Genomic DNA, 17,584 nt, shown 5'->3' on the forward strand with positions numbered 1-17,584 from the left:
TGATCCTCGGGCGAGCCCCGTGCCATTCTCCGGCCCACCGGCGGCTGCTAGACACGGCAGGCCTTTCACAAGGCTGGTTAAATACGAGGAAAAACATGAAAACCTATATTCTTGCCCTGTCCATCATGATGGCTGCTACGCCGGCATTCGCCTGCACGGCCGAAGAAGTACAGTCAAAGGCGATGGAGGTTTCGACCAGGATGCAGGAACTGGCAGCCACGAACCCGGAGAAGGCAATGGAGATCGGGCAGAAGCTTGCGACTGCGCAGTCTCAGGCCACCACCGACCTCGATGGCGCATGCAAGCTCTATGACGGCATTCTCGAAGATCTGAAGTAATCTTTTCGGCCCTGCCCGGCGACTTCGCCGGCCAGGTCCTTGCCCTCGAGGAAAATACCACGCTCTGTTGACGCTCCCAGCGCCCCCCAAATTAACCAACCATTAGGGTTAACGGACTATTGATTTGCATGAGGATCGGCCGTCCTGAAACGGCCGCGCCAGCAGATGGAGGCGGGCTCTCATGCAGATTTGGCGCAATCACGCCGCGAACGGACGCCGTCTGGTAACGGCTGCTCTCGCCATTGTCCTGATGGCAAGCGTCTCCGGCTGCGGCACAGACAAGATGAAGACCGGTTCTATCGGTCGCGCCGGTGGCGGCAAATCGATGGAGACGATGTCCTCCGGTCAGTTGCGCAACGCATCGGCGAGCCTCGGCAAGGCCTATGCTGCAAACCCGAACGACAAGGCAACTGCTATACAGTTCGCCACGGTTCTGCAGATGGACGGCAATGCCCAGCAATCGCTGGCCGTGATGCGCAAGCTGGCCATCGCCCATCCGAAAGACAGGCAGGTTCTTGCGGCCTATGGCAAGGCGCTCGCGGCCAATGGCCAGTTTGAGCCCGCCCTTGACGCCGTTCGCCGTGCCCAGACCCCGGAATATCCAGACTGGCGCCTGATGTCTGCCGAGGGAGCTATACTCGACCAGATCGGCCAGAAGGACAATGCCCGCCAGCTCTATCGCAAGGCCCTCGATCTCAAGCCGGAAGAACCCTCGGTGCTGTCCAATCTCGGCATGTCCTATGTTCTGGAAGGCGATCTGCGAACGGCGGAAAGCTTCCTCGCCTCGGCGGCACGGCAGCCGGGCGCCGACAGCCGCGTGCGCCAGAACCTTGCGCTGGTCGTTGGCCTGCAGGGGCGTTTCGACGAGGCCGAACGCATCGCCTCGCAGGAACTGTCGCCCGATCAGGCACGATCCAACGTGGCCTACCTGCGCTCCATGCTGGCGCAGCAGAATTCCTGGAGCCAGCTGAAGGCGCAGGACGGCAAGAAATCCGCGACAAACTGACATTTTCCGTCCGGCGACACGCCGTCCGGCAAGCCGTATTGCGTTTACGTCAAGGTAAGGTGATAAGCTCGTCCCCGGCAGGCACTTCAGGCGCGTTGCTCTCTTCATGACGACCCGGCATAATTGTCGACCTTCCATGAAGAACAACCGCGACCCCTGCCCCTTGGGTGATTTCACAAGCCGGACCCTGTATCGTGGCGCTCGACTTTCTGACGCTCTACATCGTCATCCTGCTCAACTCGCTGACCCTCAGCGTGATTTGGGCAGCGGTTTCCTATGTCTACCGCTCTTTTATCACCGCCCGCATCTGGCTGGCAGGCTGCCTGCTGTCGGTGATCGGCGGCGCTGTCCTGTCGCTGCAGGGGAATGAGGGCGCACTGGTCCCGGCTATCGTCGGAAACGGCTTCGTCATCTTCGGCTTCTGTCTTTTCTGGGTCGGCGTGCGCCATTTTTACGGCGCTGGCGGAGGCTGGAAGGCCAGTGTCGCCATCTCCATTGCCAGCATGCTGTGCATGGTGGCTGCCTTCGAAAGCTGGAACTGGCGCAACGTCGTTTATGCAACGGCTCAATCCGTCCCGATGCTGCTTGCCGCGATTTTCCTCCTGCGCCGTCCGGAGCGAAAGCTTGGCGACTGGATCGCGGCTGCCGCCATGCTGATCGGCGTGGCTGGCCACGCGGTGGAAACAGCCCTGAATTTTATGCTCATGGGCGGCTACACGGACCGCGGCTTCTACAATGTCGTCGAGTCCTACGCGCTTCTGTGCGTGATCTTCAGCGGCGTGGTGTGGAACTTCGGCTTTGTCGTCATGGCCATGGACCGGCTGCGCGACGAGGTCGCCGCCCTCGCCTCGAAGGACGAGTTGACCGGGCTGCCGAACCGCCGCCTGTTTCTGGAACGCCTTGCCACCGAAGTCATGAGATCGGGCCGCACCGGGCGCCCCTTCGCGGTTTTCATCATCGATCTCGACCTGTTCAAGGAAATCAACGACGAGCACGGCCATGCGGCGGGCGACGATGCCTTGCGTCATCTGGCGCATACCCTGTCATCGCATCTGAGGCCGACGGACTTCCCTGCCCGCTATGGCGGGGATGAATTTTGCGCGGTTCTGCCGGAAACCACGGCGGCGCAGGCGAAATCCTTCGCATCTGCGCTTGTCGAAGCCGTGCGCTCGCCGCCATGGCACTGGCAGGGCCGCAGCTTTCCGCTCAGCGTCAGTCTGGGCGCGGCGGTGTGGACGAAAGCCTCCCCCACTCAGCCAGAATCACTGATGGAACAGGCGGATCAGGCGCTTTACGCAGTCAAAAAGCGTGGCCGCAACGGGTGCGAAGTCTTCAGCCCGGCACACGCGCGCAGAGACGCTGCGTGATCAGACGGAAGTGCAACAGCACCGGGGTTACCTTGCTGATAGCCGGTCACAAACATGACAGGCGGACTGTTGCGCTCTTCGGCTGCCGCTATTCGACGCTGGAACTTGAGGTGACCTTTGGCTGATCGCCGAAGAAACCGCCATTTTCGCGCAGTTGCATGATTGCCGGGCCGATGATGACCGCGAACAGCACGGGCAGGAAAAACAGGATCATCGGTACGGTAAGTTTCGGCGGCAGCGCGGCAGCCTTCTTTTCCGCCTCGGTCATGCGCGCTTCGCGGCTCTCCGCGGAAAGCACGCGCAGGGCATGGGCCACCGGCGTGCCATAGCGCTCTGCCTGAATAAGCGCCTGCGTAACCGACTTCACCGGCTCCAGCCCCGTGCGCTCGGCAAGATTTTCGTAAGCCTGCCGGCGCTCCTGCAGATAGGAGAGTTCGGCTGTGGTCAGGATGAATTCTTCGGCAAGCTCCACCGACTGGGAGCCGATCTCGTCGGCCACCTTGCGCATCGCCGCTTCGACCGACATGCCCGATTCGACGCAGATCAGCATCAGATCCAGCGCATCTGGCCAGGCGCGCTTGATGGATTCCTTGCGCTTGGTGGCGCGGTTGGTGACGTAGATGACAGGTGCGTAGAACCCCGCATAGGCAGCGCCGATGCAGGCGAGCACACGGATCATAATCGGCTTTTCCGCCATGACGCCGAGACCGAAGATGTAGAACACGGCAAAAGACAGACCGGCAAAGGGCAGGACGAGGCGGAAAAACAGGAATTTCGTCATCGGGTTCTGGCCACGGAAACCGGCTGTCTTGAGATGACGCACCGTGTTCTCGTCGGCCAGAAGGCGACGCAGATCGAGCTTGTCGACGATGTTGCGCATGCCGGTGGACTGCTGCTCGCGCAGGCCCCGGCTGCGGCGCTCCGCTTCCGCCGCAAGACGCGCGCGCTGCTTCGCGCGCAGTTCGTCCCGCTCCAACGCAACCGCTTTCATCCGGGTCTTGAGCGGATCGCCGCCGAAAGCCGGAAGCAGCGTCATCATCGTTGCAAAAACGGCGATGCCGACCAGAATTGCCGTCAGGAACACCGGATCGGTCAGGGTCTTGATGGTCAGATCTGTCACGGCAAACTCCCGTTCAATGCATCCAGTAAGCGCGTCCGCTTAAATCCTAGACGTCGAAATTCATCATCTTGCGCATCACGAAAATGCCGATCGACATCCACAAAGCCGAAACGCCAAGGATCATGTTTCCGCCAGAGGTGGTGAACAACGGCGTGATGTATTCCGGGCTTGTGAGATAGACGAGAAATGCCACGATGATAGGCAGAGAACCGATGATGACAGCAGACGCCTTTGCCTCCATCGACAAGGCTGCGACTTTGGCTTTCATCTTCTTGCGATCACGCAACACACGCGAAAGATTGCCAAGGGCCTCCGAGAGGTTGCCCCCGGCCTGCGCCTGAATCTGGATGACGATTCCGAAGAAACCCGCTTCCGAACACGGCATGGTTTCAGGCATCCGCATGGCGGCATCGGGAATAGACAGGCCCATCTGCTGGGCATCGACGATGCGGCGGAATTCGCCGCGTACCGGTTCCGGTGCTTCTGAAGCAATCAGGCGCACCCCGTCGTTCAGAGGCAGGCCCGATTTCACCGCGCGCACGATGATGTCCAGCGCGTTTGGAAATTCGTTGAGGAAGGCCTTTACGCGCCGCGCACGCAGGAAGGATATGATCCAGCGCGGCAGCCCAAGGCCGCCAGCCACAAGAACGCCGGGCAGAATGATCGGCGGCAGACCGACCACAAAGGCAACCAGCGTCAGGGCAAGTCCGCATATCGCCGAGTAGAGATAGAAGCGCCCGAGGCTCAGGTCGAGACCGGCCTGCCGGATCTGAAGCTTCAGGGGCGCTTTCCTGACATTACGGTCCTGAAGCTTCTGCTTCTCGTCCAGTTCCTTCAGTGATTCCTGAACCGACTTGCGGCGCTTTGCTGCTTCAGCGACACGATCGCGCGAGGCCTTGACCGAGGCCCTGTCGGAGTCGGCGGCCTTGATCGTCTGCAAACGCTTGCCAACGTTCTTTTCTTCGCTGATGCGATTGAAGAGAAAGGCGTAAGCAACCGCGCCGGCGCTCATGCCAGCCAGCACAACGAACATCAGGACGGTGCTGTCAATTCCGAACATTGTGGCTGCCCTCCACGCTCATGATGCTCAATCAGCCCGCTTTTCCATGGCTTCCAGAGCGACAGCCAGCCTCTGATCCTCGCCATAATAGCGGGCGCGGTCCCAGAAATGCGGCCGGCCGATACCCGTTGAGACATGCTCGCCGATCAGCTTGCCGTTCGCGTCCTCGCCCTTGATGTTGTAGAGAACCAGATCCTGGGTAATGACCACGTCGCCTTCCATGCCGATCACTTCGGTGATGTGGGTGATGCGGCGCGAACCGTCGCGCAGGCGGGCAGCCTGAACGATCACGTCGACCGAGCCGACGATGATCTCGCGCACCGTGCGCTGCGGCAGCGAATAGCCGCCCATGGCGATCATGGATTCCATGCGGCTGAGGCATTCGCGCGGGCTGTTGGCGTGGATCGTTCCCATCGAGCCGTCGTGGCCGGTGTTCATGGCCTGCAGCAGGTCGAACACTTCCGGGCCGCGCACCTCGCCGACGATGATCCGCTCCGGGCGCATGCGCAGGCAGTTCTTCACCAGATCGCGCATCGTCACCTCGCCCTCGCCTTCAAGGTTAGGCGGGCGGGTTTCAAGGCGCACCACATGCGGCTGCTGAAGCTGAAGTTCGGCCGAGTCCTCGCAGGTTATGATGCGCTCGTCGCGGTCGACATAGTTGGTCAGGCAGTTGAGCAGGGTGGTCTTGCCCGAACCCGTGCCGCCCGAGATCACCACATTGCAGCGCACGCGCCCGATGATCTTGAGGATTTCTGCGCCTTCCGGCGAGATCGCGCCAAACCGCACGAGCTGGTCAAGGGTCAGCTTGTCCTTCTTGAACTTGCGGATGGTGAGCGCGGTTCCGTCGATGGCCAGCGGCGGCGCAATGACGTTGACACGCGAACCATCGGGCAGTCTGGCGTCGCAGATGGGTGAGGATTCATCGACGCGGCGGCCCACCTGGCTGACGATGCGCTGACAGATGTTGAGCAATTGCTGGTTGTCGCGGAAGCGAATGCCGGTCTGCTCGACCTTGCCGTTCACCTCGATATAGACGTTGCGCGAGCCGTTCACCATGATATCGGCAATGTCGTCGCGGGCCAGAAGCGGCTCCAGCGGACCATAGCCGAGAACGTCATTGCAGATGTCTTCGAGCAGTTCCTCCTGCTCGGCGATCGACATGGCGAAGTTCTTGATCGCGATGATGTCGTTGACGATATCGCGGATTTCCTCGCGCGCCGCCTCGGGATCAAGCTTGGCGAGCTGCGACAGGTCGATGGTGTCTATCAGCGCGGCGAAGACCTGGCTCTTGGTGTCGTAATAGCTTTCGCTGCGCTCGCGCTGCACGCGCTTTGGCTGGGCCGCCAGCGGGGGAGCCTCGACAACACGGCGCGCTGGCGGGGGCACTGGCGCGGCCGTCTCGGCAACGCGCGATGGAGAGGTGTCCGCTGTGCCCGCAGCCGGGGCTGCCGGCGCAGGCGCTGGCCGCGAGAACAACGGCTTGTCCCTGTCGTCACTGCCTCTTTTTCCGAACATGATCGACTACCTGTCCCCTGCCCCGGCTATGCTCACTTTGCGCGCTTCAGCTTTTCAAGGATCGAGCCCAGTCCGGCCTTCTTGCGAGCCTTGATCTCGGCGCGCCCCGTCAGCACATGGGCGATGTCGTTGATGGTGGCCACAACCGGGCTTTTGGCATCCATTTCGCCCAGCATGCGCCCGTTATTGGCGGCATTGCCGAAAAGCTGTGGATCGAAGGGGATCACCGCCATCGGCTCCGTTTCCAGCGGCTCGGCGAAATCCTGAACCGAAATCTCGGGGCGCTTCGGCACGCCCGTCTGGTTGAGGATCAGCTTCGGCGGCGGATCGTTGGGCCGCAGACGCTTCAGCATGTCCATAAGGTTCTTGGTGTTGCGCAGGTTGGCGAGTTCCGGCGTCGCGGTGATCACCACCTCGTCGGCGTGCATGAGCGTGCTCTTGCTCCAGCCGCTCCAGATGTGGGGAACGTCGAGAACGATGACGGGCGCCGTGCGCTGCGCCGTATCGATGATCTGGGCGAAGGCGTCGGCATCGAAATCATAGACCCGGTCGAGCGTCGAAGGCGCGGCCAGCAGCGACAGGTTTTCCGCGCACTGGGCCAGCAGGCGGTCGAGATAGACCTCGTCGACGCGCTCGGGCGAGAACACGGCCTCGGCAATCCCCTGAGCCGGATCCTGATCGAAATTGATGTTGGCCGTGCCGAAAGCGAGATCCATGTCGGCGACGACAACCTCGGACCTGAACAGCGAGGAAATCGCCCAGCCCACATTGTGCGCAATGGTGGACGAGCCGGTGCCGCCCTTGGCTCCGACGAAGGCGATGGAACGGCCGATCGGTGCCGCCTCAGGATCCACGAAGATCGTGGCAATGACACTGACGATGTCGGCCATCGATACCGGCGCAACCACATATTCGGAAATGCCGTTGCGGATCAGCTCGCGATACAGTCCGACATCATTGTAGTGTCCGACGACAACGACCTTGGTGGAAGGGTCGCAATGCTCGGCGAGCTGCGCAAGCTGCTCCAGCAGTTCCTTCGGCTCGCTGCGGGACTCCAGAATGATCAGGTTCGGCGTCGGCGCGGTCTGATAGAACTCTATCGCCGTGGCGATCCCGCCCATATGCACCTTCAGATGCGCCTTCGACATGCGGCGGTCATCGCCGGCACGTTCGATGGGAACCGAGACCCCTTCGCTCTCGCAGAAAGCCTGGATGGAGATGCGCGGGATCGGCCGCAGCATCTGCATGGAGGTCAGGTCCTGTTCGGCGGAAATTTCCGCCTCGATCGCATGTTCATAAGCCAGATTTGTCATGCTGCTTGCCCCCCGGACAGGCCGGACTTCATCAATAGTTCACTTCGCGAGCAGTGGTGCCGTTTCCGGCTTCCCGGTAAACGTCGATAACCACGTTACGGTTTTCCGCATCTATTGTGGTCTGCTTGCGCGGACCCAGCAGGTCGGCCGGATTGGCGATCTGTGCGGCCAGATTGTTCTGGTACGAGCATCCGAAATTCGCGTAGTGCCTGTTGTCGGACGTATCCAGAATATCCTTCGGCCAGCGCCCGCACTTGTCGGTCTGCGCCCTGATCGAACTGTAGACCAGCCGCACCGGCGCGGTCAGTTCATCGGGCGAAGCCTGATAGCGCGCCATCGCGATGCGATTGGGCCTGACGCCGTTCGCCGCGGCCAGACGAGCAAACTCGCGGGCTACCTTGCCGGCAGCATGCTCGTTTGCGGATCCGGCCGGGACTGCAATCGTGAGGACAGGAGCAGCACCAGTGTCATATCCGTCAAGGAACCCGGCCAGCGCCTGACGCTGCATTTTGGAGACGCCCTGTGCCGAGGCTGACACCGGCAGGTCCAGTGTCTTGTCCTTCTCCGAAATGACGATCGGATGATTGGTGCGATAGTCATCCGGAATGGACCCGACGACGACGCTGTCGCGATTGGCGCATCCGGCCAGCAGCGCGGCGGCGGCCACGGTCAGGATTGCGACACTTGCCCTTGCTTTGAACATTGCGCTCGACATGCCCGTTTCCCCGCTCACTTGTAGATGAAGCCGACCATGCCGTGATAGCGACCGGCAGGCTTGTCGGTTTTCATGGTGCCGTAGACACGGTTCACGCGGCCAAGGAACATGGCGGCGCCATCGCTTGCGGCATTGAAATTGTCGTCCGGCTTGGCCAGCTCATTGCGCGCCACCGGCTTAGACAGATAGGGCGTGACGATGATAACCAGCTCGGTTTCGTTGCGCACAAAGTCCCGGCTGCGAAACAGCGTTCCCAGAACCGGAATCTTCGACATGCCGGGCAGACCCGTAGCAACCTGACGCACGTCATCGCGCACGAGGCCCGCGATCATCATCGATCCACCAGAGGGAAGTTCGATTGTGGTGTCGGCGAGGCGCTTACGCAGGGATACCGAATTGACCGTCAATCCCCGCCCGCCACTGCTCATGCCGGGTGACTCGTTGGTCGGTTCCGAAACCGAAGTCCTGACCTTCAGGCTGATGCGGCCCGCTGAGAGAACGACGGGCCGGAATTCGAGGCCAATCCCATACTCGATCCTGCGATAATTAAGCACAGTATCGCCATCACGATTCTCATTGTTTTTAGTGCTGGATACACCGTCAAATATGTTGAATTCGCCACCAACCCGGAACGTCGCCTGTTCACCTGAAATAGCGGTGAGTGTCGGCTCGGCCAACGTTTTCATAACGCCGGCCTGCTCCATTGCGTTCAGATAACCGTCGATCAGCGTGCTTCCGGCCCTGTAGCTGCCTGCAATATTCGAACTTGGGATGCCCCCAAGGCCCATTGCGTTCTCACTCAGCGCTCCCCAGGAAATGCCGTTAGAATTTCCACTGGCCAGTATGCCGACATTGAGCTGCTTCATCACGTTGCGGCTGACCTCGGCGACCGTCACTTTCAGCGTGACCTGATCCTCGCCCATGATCTGGAGCATGTTGATGATGGCGCTGCGCTGGCGCTGGCTGTCGGGATTGTTGATGTCCACGCCGGAGTTCGAGGACCCGCCGGCCGCCGTCTGGGAATATTGGCCCGTCGTCGCCTCGCCGCCGGTCACGAATGCATTCGCAAGCTGCTCGGCGCGCTTGGCATCCAGAGGTGTGTCGACCGTGCCGGTCAGAACCACGTTGTCATTGACCAGTTCAACCCTGATGTTCGAATTCGGGATGAAGCGCTTGAGATAGTCTTCGATGCCAGCGACATCGCGCTCGATCGTCAGGTCGAAGCTGGCAATCTGCTCACCATTGGGGCCGAACACGAAAATGTTGGTTTCGCCAACCGCCTTGCCGAAAATATAGATCCGCCTCGACGTGCGCGTCACCGCGTCGGCGACGCCGGGATTGGCGACCAGAATGTCGTAAGCGTCACGCGGCAGATCGATGACCACCGATTTGTTGAGGCCAAGCTTGATGCGCTGACTGGCTGAGGTCGCGCTCACCTGGCCCGCAGCATCGGCCGTCGTCGTTCCGGACGGAACGGTGACGGCGAAAATAGCGAGAGCGGCGGCGACTGTGACCGGAAGTTTCCTGAATGACTTCATTTCCTTGCCCCCACTTCGGAAACTTCGCCAGACCGGATAAGACGCACGGTGCCGCGGCGGCCGTTGCCGCTGACCAGATAGTCTGCCTCGCTCAGGCCTGTTTCCTGCGTATCCTTGATCGAGCGCAGCGCCAGCGTGAGGCGATCCGCCATCTGCTGGGCGACGGTGATGATTTCCGACTGCCGCGGCGTCAACTCCAGCGTCGCGGTCTGACCCACCCGCGTCTTCTTGCCCTCCTCATCCTCCTGGATGGTCTGATCAATGGCGAGGACGCGAATGTTCTTCAGGATCGTTTCGGTGGTGAAGCCGCTGCCGCCGCCGGCATTGTCGGCACGGCGGGTCATAATGACGTCCACATAATCGTTGGGAAGGATGAAGCCGCCGGCGGATGTATCGGCTGCGATCGAGGTGGCCACCGCGCGGTGGCCCGACGGCAGGATCGACGACATGAAGCTCTGTCCTTCGTCGATCAGCTTCGCGCGCCGCACCGGCTCGCCACTGTACATCGCCATGCGCGTGACGGAACCTTTCAGCTTTTCGACCGCGTCGGGTTCGTTGTCGCGTGTGATAAAGTGCTGATTGACGGCATTTTCGGGCCATGCCGACCAGGCCACATTGGAGCCCAGCGGCGCGCCGATCGGCACATCTCCCGACACAACGGCTACATCGACCATCTTCACGGCCGGCTCACGCGGCTGCGGCTCAGCCATGACAGGCTGCGGCGGCGGAACCGCCATGTTCTTGGCGACATAGCCCGCACCGCCCGCAGCGGCGACCGCAACGCCCAAAATTATCAAACGGGATGCAGCCATACGTCCAACCCCTAAGCCCCAGAAAGCATCAACCCAGGTCGGACATTGCAGCGCCAATCCTCAAATTATGGTTAATGAGCTGCTTACAAAATTGCTTAACGCGAGGTTATCGTCGCTTTCCGCCCAAAAAATACGCCGCACGGTCAGGTGCGGCGTATTGGAAGCCTGTTCCGGAAATTCTGCGTTTCAGGCGGTCAGCCTGCCAGACGGGCGATGGCCCATGCAGCGAGCGCGGTTTTGGGATAGATCACAAGGCCCGCGAAACCCAGCGCAACACCGTAGGGGATACCCACGCTGGTATCGCCGAAATGGCGCAGGAACATGTTGTTGCGCGTGAAATCCGCCAGAAACGACCTGCGATACATGAGTGTGGCAAGCGTCAGCAGGCCGCCGACAAACGATGCATAGATAAGGTATTCCGCCAGCAGCATGTCGAAGCCCATCCAGACGGCGGTTGCCGCCATGAGCTTGGCATCGCCGCCGCCCATGCCGCCGATGGCGAACAGGACGAAGGTTGCGCTCAGAACCAGCGCACCCGCGGCCAGATGCATTCCCACGGTGCTCCACTCCATGCCGGTCAGCGGCGCGATCACCATGAAGCTGCCCACCAGAACCAGAGAGACGCGATTGGCGATGGTCATCGAAAGCGCATCCGAGACAGCTGCGAAGACCATGCAAAACGGGAAAATGACGAAAATCAAAGCTTCAAGCATGGAGGCCCCACCCGACATGTAATGACGGGCGCATCCTTACATGCCTTGCGTTAAAGATCGGTGAGCCTGTGCCTGAATGGCTGCATGCGAAGCTTAACCGTTGCTTCACCAAAACCGTTCATATTCCGTTGATCACTCTGGCGGAGCGGGAGAACGGGCATGGGCATGTCGAGACCGGTGTTGCTTGCGGGCGCTTTGTTCGCGGCAGGAAACTGCACAGTCTGGGCCGCAGAAACGACTGTTGCCGAGCCGGTGGTGGAAACGGCCGCGCCCGCGACAGAGACCGGCATTGAGGTCGTCATGAACCAGGCCCGCATCGTCAAGCTGTCGCGCCCGGCCGATACGATCGTGATCGGCAACTCCGAAATCGCGGATGCATCGGTTCAGGATGCCACGACGGTAATCCTGACCGGCAAGGGATTTGGGGTCACCAATCTGGTCATTCTGGACAGCGACGGGGCTCCGATCATGGATGAACAGGTGACGGTCGCGCGCCAGACGGCCTCGACGGTGCGCATCTACAGGCGCTCCGACGTGCAGACCATGTCCTGCACGCCCTATTGCGAAAGCTCCCACAAGAGCGAGGCCGAGAGACTGTCTGACAGCGACCTGAAGCGCGAGTAACCGGCTCATCAGGTCAACCGCATCCGGCCCCGGCGATCCAGGGTTGACGCATCCTTAATTGCCACCGTCGGAATTTAGCGATCCCCCAAACGGGACTTCAACGGCTTCCCGCTATGATCCGATCCACTGACAAAGGGGGTCGGCGGTAGAGACATGGAAAGCGTTCCCAACAGGTCCCGCACGAAGGCGAGGTGGCATCTGACGAGCCTTCCCGGCAGGTTCAGGCGCGATGCAAAAGGCAGCACGGCGATTGAATTCGGCATGCTCATCCTGCCGTTCGCCCTGCTGACCTTCGCCATTCTGGAAAGCTGCATCTCGTTTGCGGGAAAACAGATTCTTGCGAACGCCGCCGACGATGTGGCGCGCCAGTTCCGCACCGGCCAGTGGCAGGCACCGGTCACGGCTGCAGAAAAAACAGCCGTGCAGGAAAAGATCTTCACACTTGTCTGCGGCCGGATGTCGGTCATCGTCACCGAGAACTGCCCCGGACTGAAGATAGACCTTCGTCACTTCGACAATTTCACCGATGCCGCGAAACTCGGCTACGCCATCGAAGGCAAGCAGCTGGTTCTGACTGACAATGGCAAGACGGACACCAAGGGCTTCGTCATCGATCCGGGTTCGACCATGTCGCGCAACATGCTGCGCCTCTTCTACGAATGGCCGATCATCACCGACTACATGAGCAAATACATGGCACCGCTGGCAGACAACAAGACGGTGCATTTTGCCACCATGACCTGGCAGAACGAACCTTACTGACACGCGCCGCACACAAACGGCTGAAGATGATCGCTGGTACGGGGGTACTAAGCATGCTGAAAAATCTGAGAGAGAAAATCGCCGGTTTCAGGCGCGACCGGCGCGGCGTTGCGGCGGTCGAGTTCGCTTTCATCGCACCGATCATGCTGGCGCTTTACTTCATGACCGTGGAAGCGGTGCAGGGCATCGATACCAGCAAGCAACTCAGCCGGCTGGGTTCCATGGTCGCCGATCTCGTCGGGCAACAGGATACTCTGACGAAGGAGGCTCTGACAGGCATCATGCGCGTCGGCCAGACGACGATGCGTCCCTACAATCGCTCCAGCCCGACGATCACAGTTACCGGGATCAAGATTTCAAAGAACAAAAGTGGCAGCCTCGAACCCAAGGTCGTGTGGTCGGGAAAACTGACGAACAACACCTACAGTACAGGTATCGCCAAAAACTCCATCGTTACTGTTGAGAAGGACATTAAGACCGACGACACGTTCCTCATAAAGGTGGAAATCAGCCTGGGTTACAGACCGATCATCGCCTGGGCCTCAGGCGCTGAAAGAACCACGGGCCTCACCGGCGCGTTCAGCAACATCAATATGAACGAGGTCTATTACGGCAGGCCGCGAATCCGGAGTGAAATCGCCTGTTCCAACTGCTGACGCAGCGGCACGCCTGACCGGCGTTTGCAGATTGCCAAGGTGCCATGCCGGGCTTATGTCTGGATCTCCTGATCAAGCTGATCCGCGTCCGCAGGACCGCCCCGCCTCGGAGGATGTGATCCTTACCATAAGGTCGTAATGGCGCGCGCTTTCGTTTTTGTTCTCGATTCCTTCGGCATCGGTGGCGCAGCAGACGCGGCCGAGTTCGGGGACGAGGGCGCCAACACATTCGCCCACATCGCCGATGCATGCCGCTCCGGCAAGGCGGACCGGCCGGGCCTGCGCAATGGCCCGCTTCTTCTTCCCAACATGACCGCACTGGGTCTCGCTCATGCAGCCCACATCGCTTCAGGATATGATTTCGAGCCTGCCAGCGCACCGCTTCTGCTTTCCTCCTTTCACGGAGCCGCGCAGGAGATTTCAAGCGGCAAGGACACGCCCTCCGGGCACTGGGAGATCGCCGCGCTGCCGATGCGCTTTGGCTGGGGGCGATTTCCCGAAACGGTGCCCGCCTTCCCCCCTGCCCTGACCGAGGCCATGATCCGCGAAGGCAACCTGCCCGGCATCCTCGGCAACTGCCATTCCGACGGCATGGCGGCAATCGAGGTATTCGGGGCAGAACACATCGCGACCGGCAAACCGATCTGCTACACATCCGTCGATTCCGTGCTGCAAATCGCAGCGCATGAAGAGCATTTCGGGCTCGACCGGCTTTATGAATTCTGCAAGATCGTGCGGCGGCTGTGCGATCCGCTCAAGATCGGCCGGGTCATCGCCCGGCCCTTCCTCGGCGAGACCGCGGACACGTTCAAACGCACCGCCAACCGGCGCGACTATGCCGTTTCCCCGCCCGAACCAACACTGCTCGACCGGATCACCGAAGCGCAAGGGCGCGTTCTGGCCGTTGGCAAGATCGGTGACATCTTTGCCCATCGCGGCGTGACCACTCTGCGCAAGGCCGCCGGCAACATGGCCATGTTCGATCAGGCGCTGGAGGCGATGAAGGAAGCGATTGACGGCGACTTCGTATTTGCCAACTTCGTCGATTTCGACAGCGAGTTCGGCCATCGCCGTGACCCCGCCGGCTATGCGGCGGCACTGGAAGCGTTCGACTGCCGCGTACCGGAAGCGCTGGCGCTTCTGGCACCCGGCGATCTGTTCGTGCTCACGGCCGATCACGGCAATGACCCCACATGGCGCGGCACCGATCATACACGCGAACGCATTCCGCTGATCGGCCTGGCGCCGGGACTGGCTGGCGGGAGTGCGGGCCTGAGAACGACATTCTCCGATATCGGCGAAACAGTTGCCGAGCATCTGGGCATCGGGCGCGGAAAATACGGAACATCCTTTTACGGAGATATCGGCGGCCATGCCTGAACTGCCCGAGGTGGAAACCGTCCGGCGCGGGCTCCAGCCGGTTCTGGAAGGCGCCCGCATCGTCAGGGTCGAGACCCGCCGTCCCAACCTGCGCTTCCCATTTCCTGAAAAATTCGCCGAACGTCTCGACGGACGCACCATCACCGCGCTTGGCCGTCGCGCCAAATATCTGACCATGCACACAGATGGCGGCCCGGCCCTCATCTGCCATCTGGGCATGACCGGATCTTTCCGCATCGAGGGCGGCAGCGACAGCGCAACACCCGGCAGCTTTCATTATGAACGCTCGAAGGATTCCGCCCACGACCATGTCGTGTTCGATGTGGTGTCGGCCGCAGAGGCGCAATACCGCGTCGTGTTCAACGACCCGCGCCGTTTCGGTTTCATGCTGTTTTCCGAAACCATACCGGACGAGCATCCGATGCTGGCTGGCCTCGGCGTGGAACCAACCGGCAACACGCTCGACGCGGATCTGCTCGCCGCCTTGTTCCGAAACCGCAAGGCGCCTCTGAAGGCTGCACTTCTGGATCAGCGCCTGATCGCCGGGCTCGGCAACATCTATGTCTGCGAGGCTCTGTGGCGTGCGGGCCTTTCGCCGTTGCGCGCGGCCGGCACCATCGCCGTTCCCGGCCGCAAGGCGGCGGAGCAGCGCCAGCGGCTGGCCGAATCCATCCGCGAGGTGATTGCCGACGCCATCGCGGCCGGCGGCTCCTCGCTGAAAGACTACATGCATACCGATGGGTCGCTCGGGTATTTCCAGCACAGCTTTGCCGTTTATGATCGCGAGGGCGAACCCTGCCGCAAACCGGGCTGCCCGGGCACGGTGGAGCGGATCGTGCAGAGCGGCCGCTCCACCTTTTATTGCCGCAGCTGTCAGAAATAGGCTAGGTCTCTGCAGCGCTCAGGAGAGGAAACGCATGGCTTACGAAAACATCATTGTCGAAACCCGCGGCAAGGTCGGGCTGATCACGCTGAACAGGCCCCAAGCCCTCAATGCGCTGAACTCGGCCGTGCTGGGCGAACTGCTTGTCGCAACGAAGGCGTTCGATGCCGACGACAATATCGGCGCGATCGTGCTGACCGGCTCGGAAAAGGCCTTCGCGGCAGGTGCCGACATCAAGGAGATGCAGACGAAGACTTATGTCGACGTCTATCTGGGCGACCTGTTTTCCGGCTGGGAGGACTTCACCCGCACCCGCAAGCCGATCATCGCGGCGGTTGCCGGCTATGCACTTGGCGGCGGCTGCGAGCTTGCCATGATGTGCGACTTCATCATCGCCGGCGACAATGCGAAATTCGGCCAGCCGGAAATCACGCTGGGCGTCATGCCCGGCATGGGCGGCTCCCAGCGCCTCACCCGTTTCGTCGGCAAGTCCAAGGCCATGGACATGTGCCTGACCGGCCGCATGATGGATGCTGAGGAAGCCGAGCGCGCCGGTCTCGTCTCCCGCATCGTGCCCGTCGGCGAACTGGTCGGGGAAGCGCTTAAGGCGGCGACGAAGATCGCCGATTTCTCGCTGCCGTCCGTGATCATGAACAAGGAGGCGATCAACCGCTCCTATGAAGTGACGCTGGCCGAGGGCCTGCGATTCGAACGGCGGGTTTTCCAGTCCATGTTCGCGCTGGAAGACCAGAAGGAAGGCATGAGCGCCTTCGTGGAGAAGCGCAAACCCGAATTCCGCAACAGATGAGGCTCTCAGGAGGTCGAATTCGCGGTTTGGATGCGAAGCAAGATTGACTGACCTGTAAAGCTGAACTATAAGCCGCTCCAACTGAGGTGGCCTCGTTGCTGCCCATTTATTTTGCGCCGTGCGGGTTGCCGCAAGCGTCCACCTATTGAGATCAGAAGAGAGGCACCATGGCCAACACTCCCTCGGCCAAGAAGGCTACGCGCAAGATTGCTCGCCGCACCGCGATCAACAAGAGCCGCGTTTCACGCGTCCGCACTTTCGTGCGCAAGGTCGAAGAAGCTCTGGCCGCTGGCGATAAGGCAGCCGCCGAGACCGCTTTCCAGAATGCACAGCCCGAGCTGATGCGCGCCGCCTCCAAGGGCGTGCTGCACAAGAATACGGCTTCCCGCAAGGTTTCGCGACTGGCTCAGCGCGTCAAGGGCCTTTCTGCCTGATTCCTTAACAAGGAACCGTCAAATTCTGTGAAACCCGGCGCTCGCGCCGGGTTTTTTTCGTCGTCTGAATAAAAGCGGGAATGGCGCACCGGGAGCTTCCGCGGGGGCAGGTTTCCGGTCACCGGAAATTTTGCCGGTATGTGACTTTCCTGCTGCATCAGCGCGCCATGGGCGCCGCCAAGAATGGCAAAAAAATCCCTTTATTTTCATGAAGTTAAAGAAGGTCATCCACAGCTTGTTCATATCGGCGGGAGCCGAAAGGGGACAACCGGGTGTCAAGCAAAATATTAAAAAAAAGAATCACGCCAGCTATCGTTTCCGGGCGTTCTCGAAAAGGGTTTGAATCCCAATGGCTTTCAAGATTGCTAGGCGCGCAGGCGCTGCCGTCAAGGGCAATTTGGTAACCAGATTCGCTCAAAACCAGTAAGATGTGGCCTTGCCCTTTCCACAGCGATTTCGTTAGTGTCTGGTCATCGAAAGGGACGGGCTTTTAGCCCTCGACCTACTCATAACAAGACAGCATTGGCACCGTGGGCGCTC

The 17,584-nt window shown here is 60.7% G+C and carries 18 protein-coding genes; 10 read left to right on the forward strand and 8 right to left on the reverse strand.

From position 1 onward, the window contains the following. Positions 1-95 precede the first annotated feature (95 nt). From AC5XE7_RS13770 to AC5XE7_RS13780, 3 genes are all read left to right on the forward strand, one after another. Positions 96-338: a hypothetical protein gene (locus tag AC5XE7_RS13770; protein ID WP_239800823.1), complete on the forward strand. Its 243-nt coding sequence runs from the start codon at positions 96-98 to the stop codon at positions 336-338. Between the two features lie 181 nt (positions 339-519). After that, positions 520-1,344, forward strand: coding sequence for a tetratricopeptide repeat protein (locus tag AC5XE7_RS13775; protein WP_495366472.1), 825 nt, complete (start codon positions 520-522; stop codon positions 1,342-1,344). Positions 1,345-1,538: 194 nt separating this feature from the next. Beyond that, on the forward strand, positions 1,539-2,711 hold the full coding sequence (locus tag AC5XE7_RS13780) for a GGDEF domain-containing protein (RefSeq protein WP_495366473.1): 1,173 nt from the start codon (positions 1,539-1,541) through the stop codon (positions 2,709-2,711). 88 nt (positions 2,712-2,799) lie between these two features. On the opposite strand, the gene AC5XE7_RS13785 is transcribed toward AC5XE7_RS13780, so the two are convergent. The 8 genes from AC5XE7_RS13785 to AC5XE7_RS13820 all read right to left on the reverse strand — a co-directional run bounded on the left by AC5XE7_RS13785 (position 2,800) and on the right by AC5XE7_RS13820 (position 11,497). After that, entirely contained in the window at positions 2,800-3,831 is a 1,032-nt protein-coding gene (locus AC5XE7_RS13785) for a type II secretion system F family protein (protein WP_287943013.1), read from the reverse strand. Positions 3,832-3,877: 46 nt separating this feature from the next. Then, on the reverse strand, positions 3,878-4,891 hold the full coding sequence (locus AC5XE7_RS13790) for a type II secretion system F family protein (RefSeq protein WP_495366474.1): 1,014 nt from the start codon (positions 4,889-4,891) through the stop codon (positions 3,878-3,880). A gap of 27 nt (positions 4,892-4,918) precedes the next feature. After that, complete coding sequence (locus AC5XE7_RS13795) at positions 4,919-6,406, reverse strand: TadA family conjugal transfer-associated ATPase (protein ID WP_495366475.1); 1,488 nt, start codon at positions 6,404-6,406, stop codon at positions 4,919-4,921. 32 nt (positions 6,407-6,438) lie between these two features. After that, entirely contained in the window at positions 6,439-7,719 is a 1,281-nt protein-coding gene (locus AC5XE7_RS13800; protein ID WP_183828070.1) for a CpaE/TadZ family protein, read from the reverse strand. A 31-nt stretch (positions 7,720-7,750) separates the two neighbouring features. Further along, positions 7,751-8,434, reverse strand: coding sequence for a CpaD family pilus assembly protein (locus AC5XE7_RS13805; protein WP_495366476.1), 684 nt, complete (start codon positions 8,432-8,434; stop codon positions 7,751-7,753). 14 nt (positions 8,435-8,448) lie between these two features. Next, on the reverse strand, positions 8,449-9,972 hold the full coding sequence (locus tag AC5XE7_RS13810) for a type II and III secretion system protein family protein (RefSeq protein WP_495366477.1): 1,524 nt from the start codon (positions 9,970-9,972) through the stop codon (positions 8,449-8,451). Beyond that, a complete protein-coding gene (gene cpaB, locus AC5XE7_RS13815) occupies positions 9,969-10,784 on the reverse strand; it encodes a Flp pilus assembly protein CpaB (RefSeq protein ID WP_495366478.1) in 816 nt (271 codons plus the stop codon). The genes AC5XE7_RS13810 and cpaB overlap by 4 nt, the downstream gene beginning before the upstream one ends. A gap of 194 nt (positions 10,785-10,978) precedes the next feature. After that, complete coding sequence (locus AC5XE7_RS13820; RefSeq protein WP_495366479.1) at positions 10,979-11,497, reverse strand: A24 family peptidase; 519 nt, start codon at positions 11,495-11,497, stop codon at positions 10,979-10,981. A gap of 165 nt (positions 11,498-11,662) precedes the next feature. Here AC5XE7_RS13820 and AC5XE7_RS13825 point away from each other — a divergent pair, with 165 nt between their 5' ends. From AC5XE7_RS13825 to rpsT, 7 genes are all read left to right on the forward strand, one after another. Continuing rightward, entirely contained in the window at positions 11,663-12,121 is a 459-nt protein-coding gene (locus AC5XE7_RS13825; protein ID WP_495366497.1) for a pilus assembly protein N-terminal domain-containing protein, read from the forward strand. Positions 12,122-12,274: 153 nt separating this feature from the next. Further along, on the forward strand, positions 12,275-12,883 hold the full coding sequence (locus AC5XE7_RS13830) for a TadE/TadG family type IV pilus assembly protein (protein ID WP_495366480.1): 609 nt from the start codon (positions 12,275-12,277) through the stop codon (positions 12,881-12,883). Between the two features lie 53 nt (positions 12,884-12,936). Beyond that, entirely contained in the window at positions 12,937-13,539 is a 603-nt protein-coding gene (locus tag AC5XE7_RS13835; RefSeq protein WP_495366481.1) for a TadE/TadG family type IV pilus assembly protein, read from the forward strand. 138 nt (positions 13,540-13,677) lie between these two features. Beyond that, on the forward strand, positions 13,678-14,919 hold the full coding sequence (locus AC5XE7_RS13840) for a phosphopentomutase (RefSeq protein ID WP_495366482.1): 1,242 nt from the start codon (positions 13,678-13,680) through the stop codon (positions 14,917-14,919). Next, complete coding sequence (mutM, locus tag AC5XE7_RS13845) at positions 14,912-15,802, forward strand: bifunctional DNA-formamidopyrimidine glycosylase/DNA-(apurinic or apyrimidinic site) lyase (protein WP_495366483.1); 891 nt, start codon at positions 14,912-14,914, stop codon at positions 15,800-15,802. The genes AC5XE7_RS13840 and mutM overlap by 8 nt, the downstream gene beginning before the upstream one ends. 34 nt (positions 15,803-15,836) lie before the next feature. After that, positions 15,837-16,610, forward strand: a complete 774-nt coding sequence (locus AC5XE7_RS13850; RefSeq protein ID WP_495366484.1) for an enoyl-CoA hydratase — start codon at positions 15,837-15,839, stop codon at positions 16,608-16,610. 167 nt (positions 16,611-16,777) lie between these two features. Beyond that, positions 16,778-17,044 (forward strand): 30S ribosomal protein S20, encoded by a 267-nt coding sequence (gene rpsT / locus AC5XE7_RS13855; RefSeq protein ID WP_183828043.1) that lies wholly within the window; start codon positions 16,778-16,780, stop codon positions 17,042-17,044. The last annotated feature ends 540 nt before the right edge of the window (positions 17,045-17,584 follow it).

Source organism: Aquamicrobium sp. YD-1-mutant5 (assembly GCF_059509755.1).

Coding starts and splice junctions, on each gene's coding strand:
- AC5XE7_RS13825 (WP_495366497.1), top strand. CDS start 11,663: ATGTCGAGACCGGTGTTGCTTGCGGGCGCTTTGTTCGCGGCAGGAAAC.
- AC5XE7_RS13810 (WP_495366477.1), bottom strand. CDS start 9,972: ATGAAGTCATTCAGGAAACTTCCGGTCACAGTCGCCGCCGCTCTCGCT.
- AC5XE7_RS13850 (WP_495366484.1), top strand. CDS start 15,837: ATGGCTTACGAAAACATCATTGTCGAAACCCGCGGCAAGGTCGGGCTG.
- AC5XE7_RS13775 (WP_495366472.1), top strand. CDS start 520: ATGCAGATTTGGCGCAATCACGCCGCGAACGGACGCCGTCTGGTAACG.
- AC5XE7_RS13770 (WP_239800823.1), top strand. CDS start 96: ATGAAAACCTATATTCTTGCCCTGTCCATCATGATGGCTGCTACGCCG.
- AC5XE7_RS13805 (WP_495366476.1), bottom strand. CDS start 8,434: ATGTCGAGCGCAATGTTCAAAGCAAGGGCAAGTGTCGCAATCCTGACC.
- AC5XE7_RS13800 (WP_183828070.1), bottom strand. CDS start 7,719: ATGACAAATCTGGCTTATGAACATGCGATCGAGGCGGAAATTTCCGCC.
- AC5XE7_RS13795 (WP_495366475.1), bottom strand. CDS start 6,406: ATGTTCGGAAAAAGAGGCAGTGACGACAGGGACAAGCCGTTGTTCTCG.
- AC5XE7_RS13840 (WP_495366482.1), top strand. CDS start 13,678: ATGGCGCGCGCTTTCGTTTTTGTTCTCGATTCCTTCGGCATCGGTGGC.
- AC5XE7_RS13835 (WP_495366481.1), top strand. CDS start 12,937: ATGCTGAAAAATCTGAGAGAGAAAATCGCCGGTTTCAGGCGCGACCGG.
- rpsT (WP_183828043.1), top strand. CDS start 16,778: ATGGCCAACACTCCCTCGGCCAAGAAGGCTACGCGCAAGATTGCTCGC.
- AC5XE7_RS13820 (WP_495366479.1), bottom strand. CDS start 11,497: ATGCTTGAAGCTTTGATTTTCGTCATTTTCCCGTTTTGCATGGTCTTC.
- AC5XE7_RS13790 (WP_495366474.1), bottom strand. CDS start 4,891: ATGTTCGGAATTGACAGCACCGTCCTGATGTTCGTTGTGCTGGCTGGC.
- mutM (WP_495366483.1), top strand. CDS start 14,912: ATGCCTGAACTGCCCGAGGTGGAAACCGTCCGGCGCGGGCTCCAGCCG.
- cpaB (WP_495366478.1), bottom strand. CDS start 10,784: ATGGCTGCATCCCGTTTGATAATTTTGGGCGTTGCGGTCGCCGCTGCG.
- AC5XE7_RS13830 (WP_495366480.1), top strand. CDS start 12,275: ATGGAAAGCGTTCCCAACAGGTCCCGCACGAAGGCGAGGTGGCATCTG.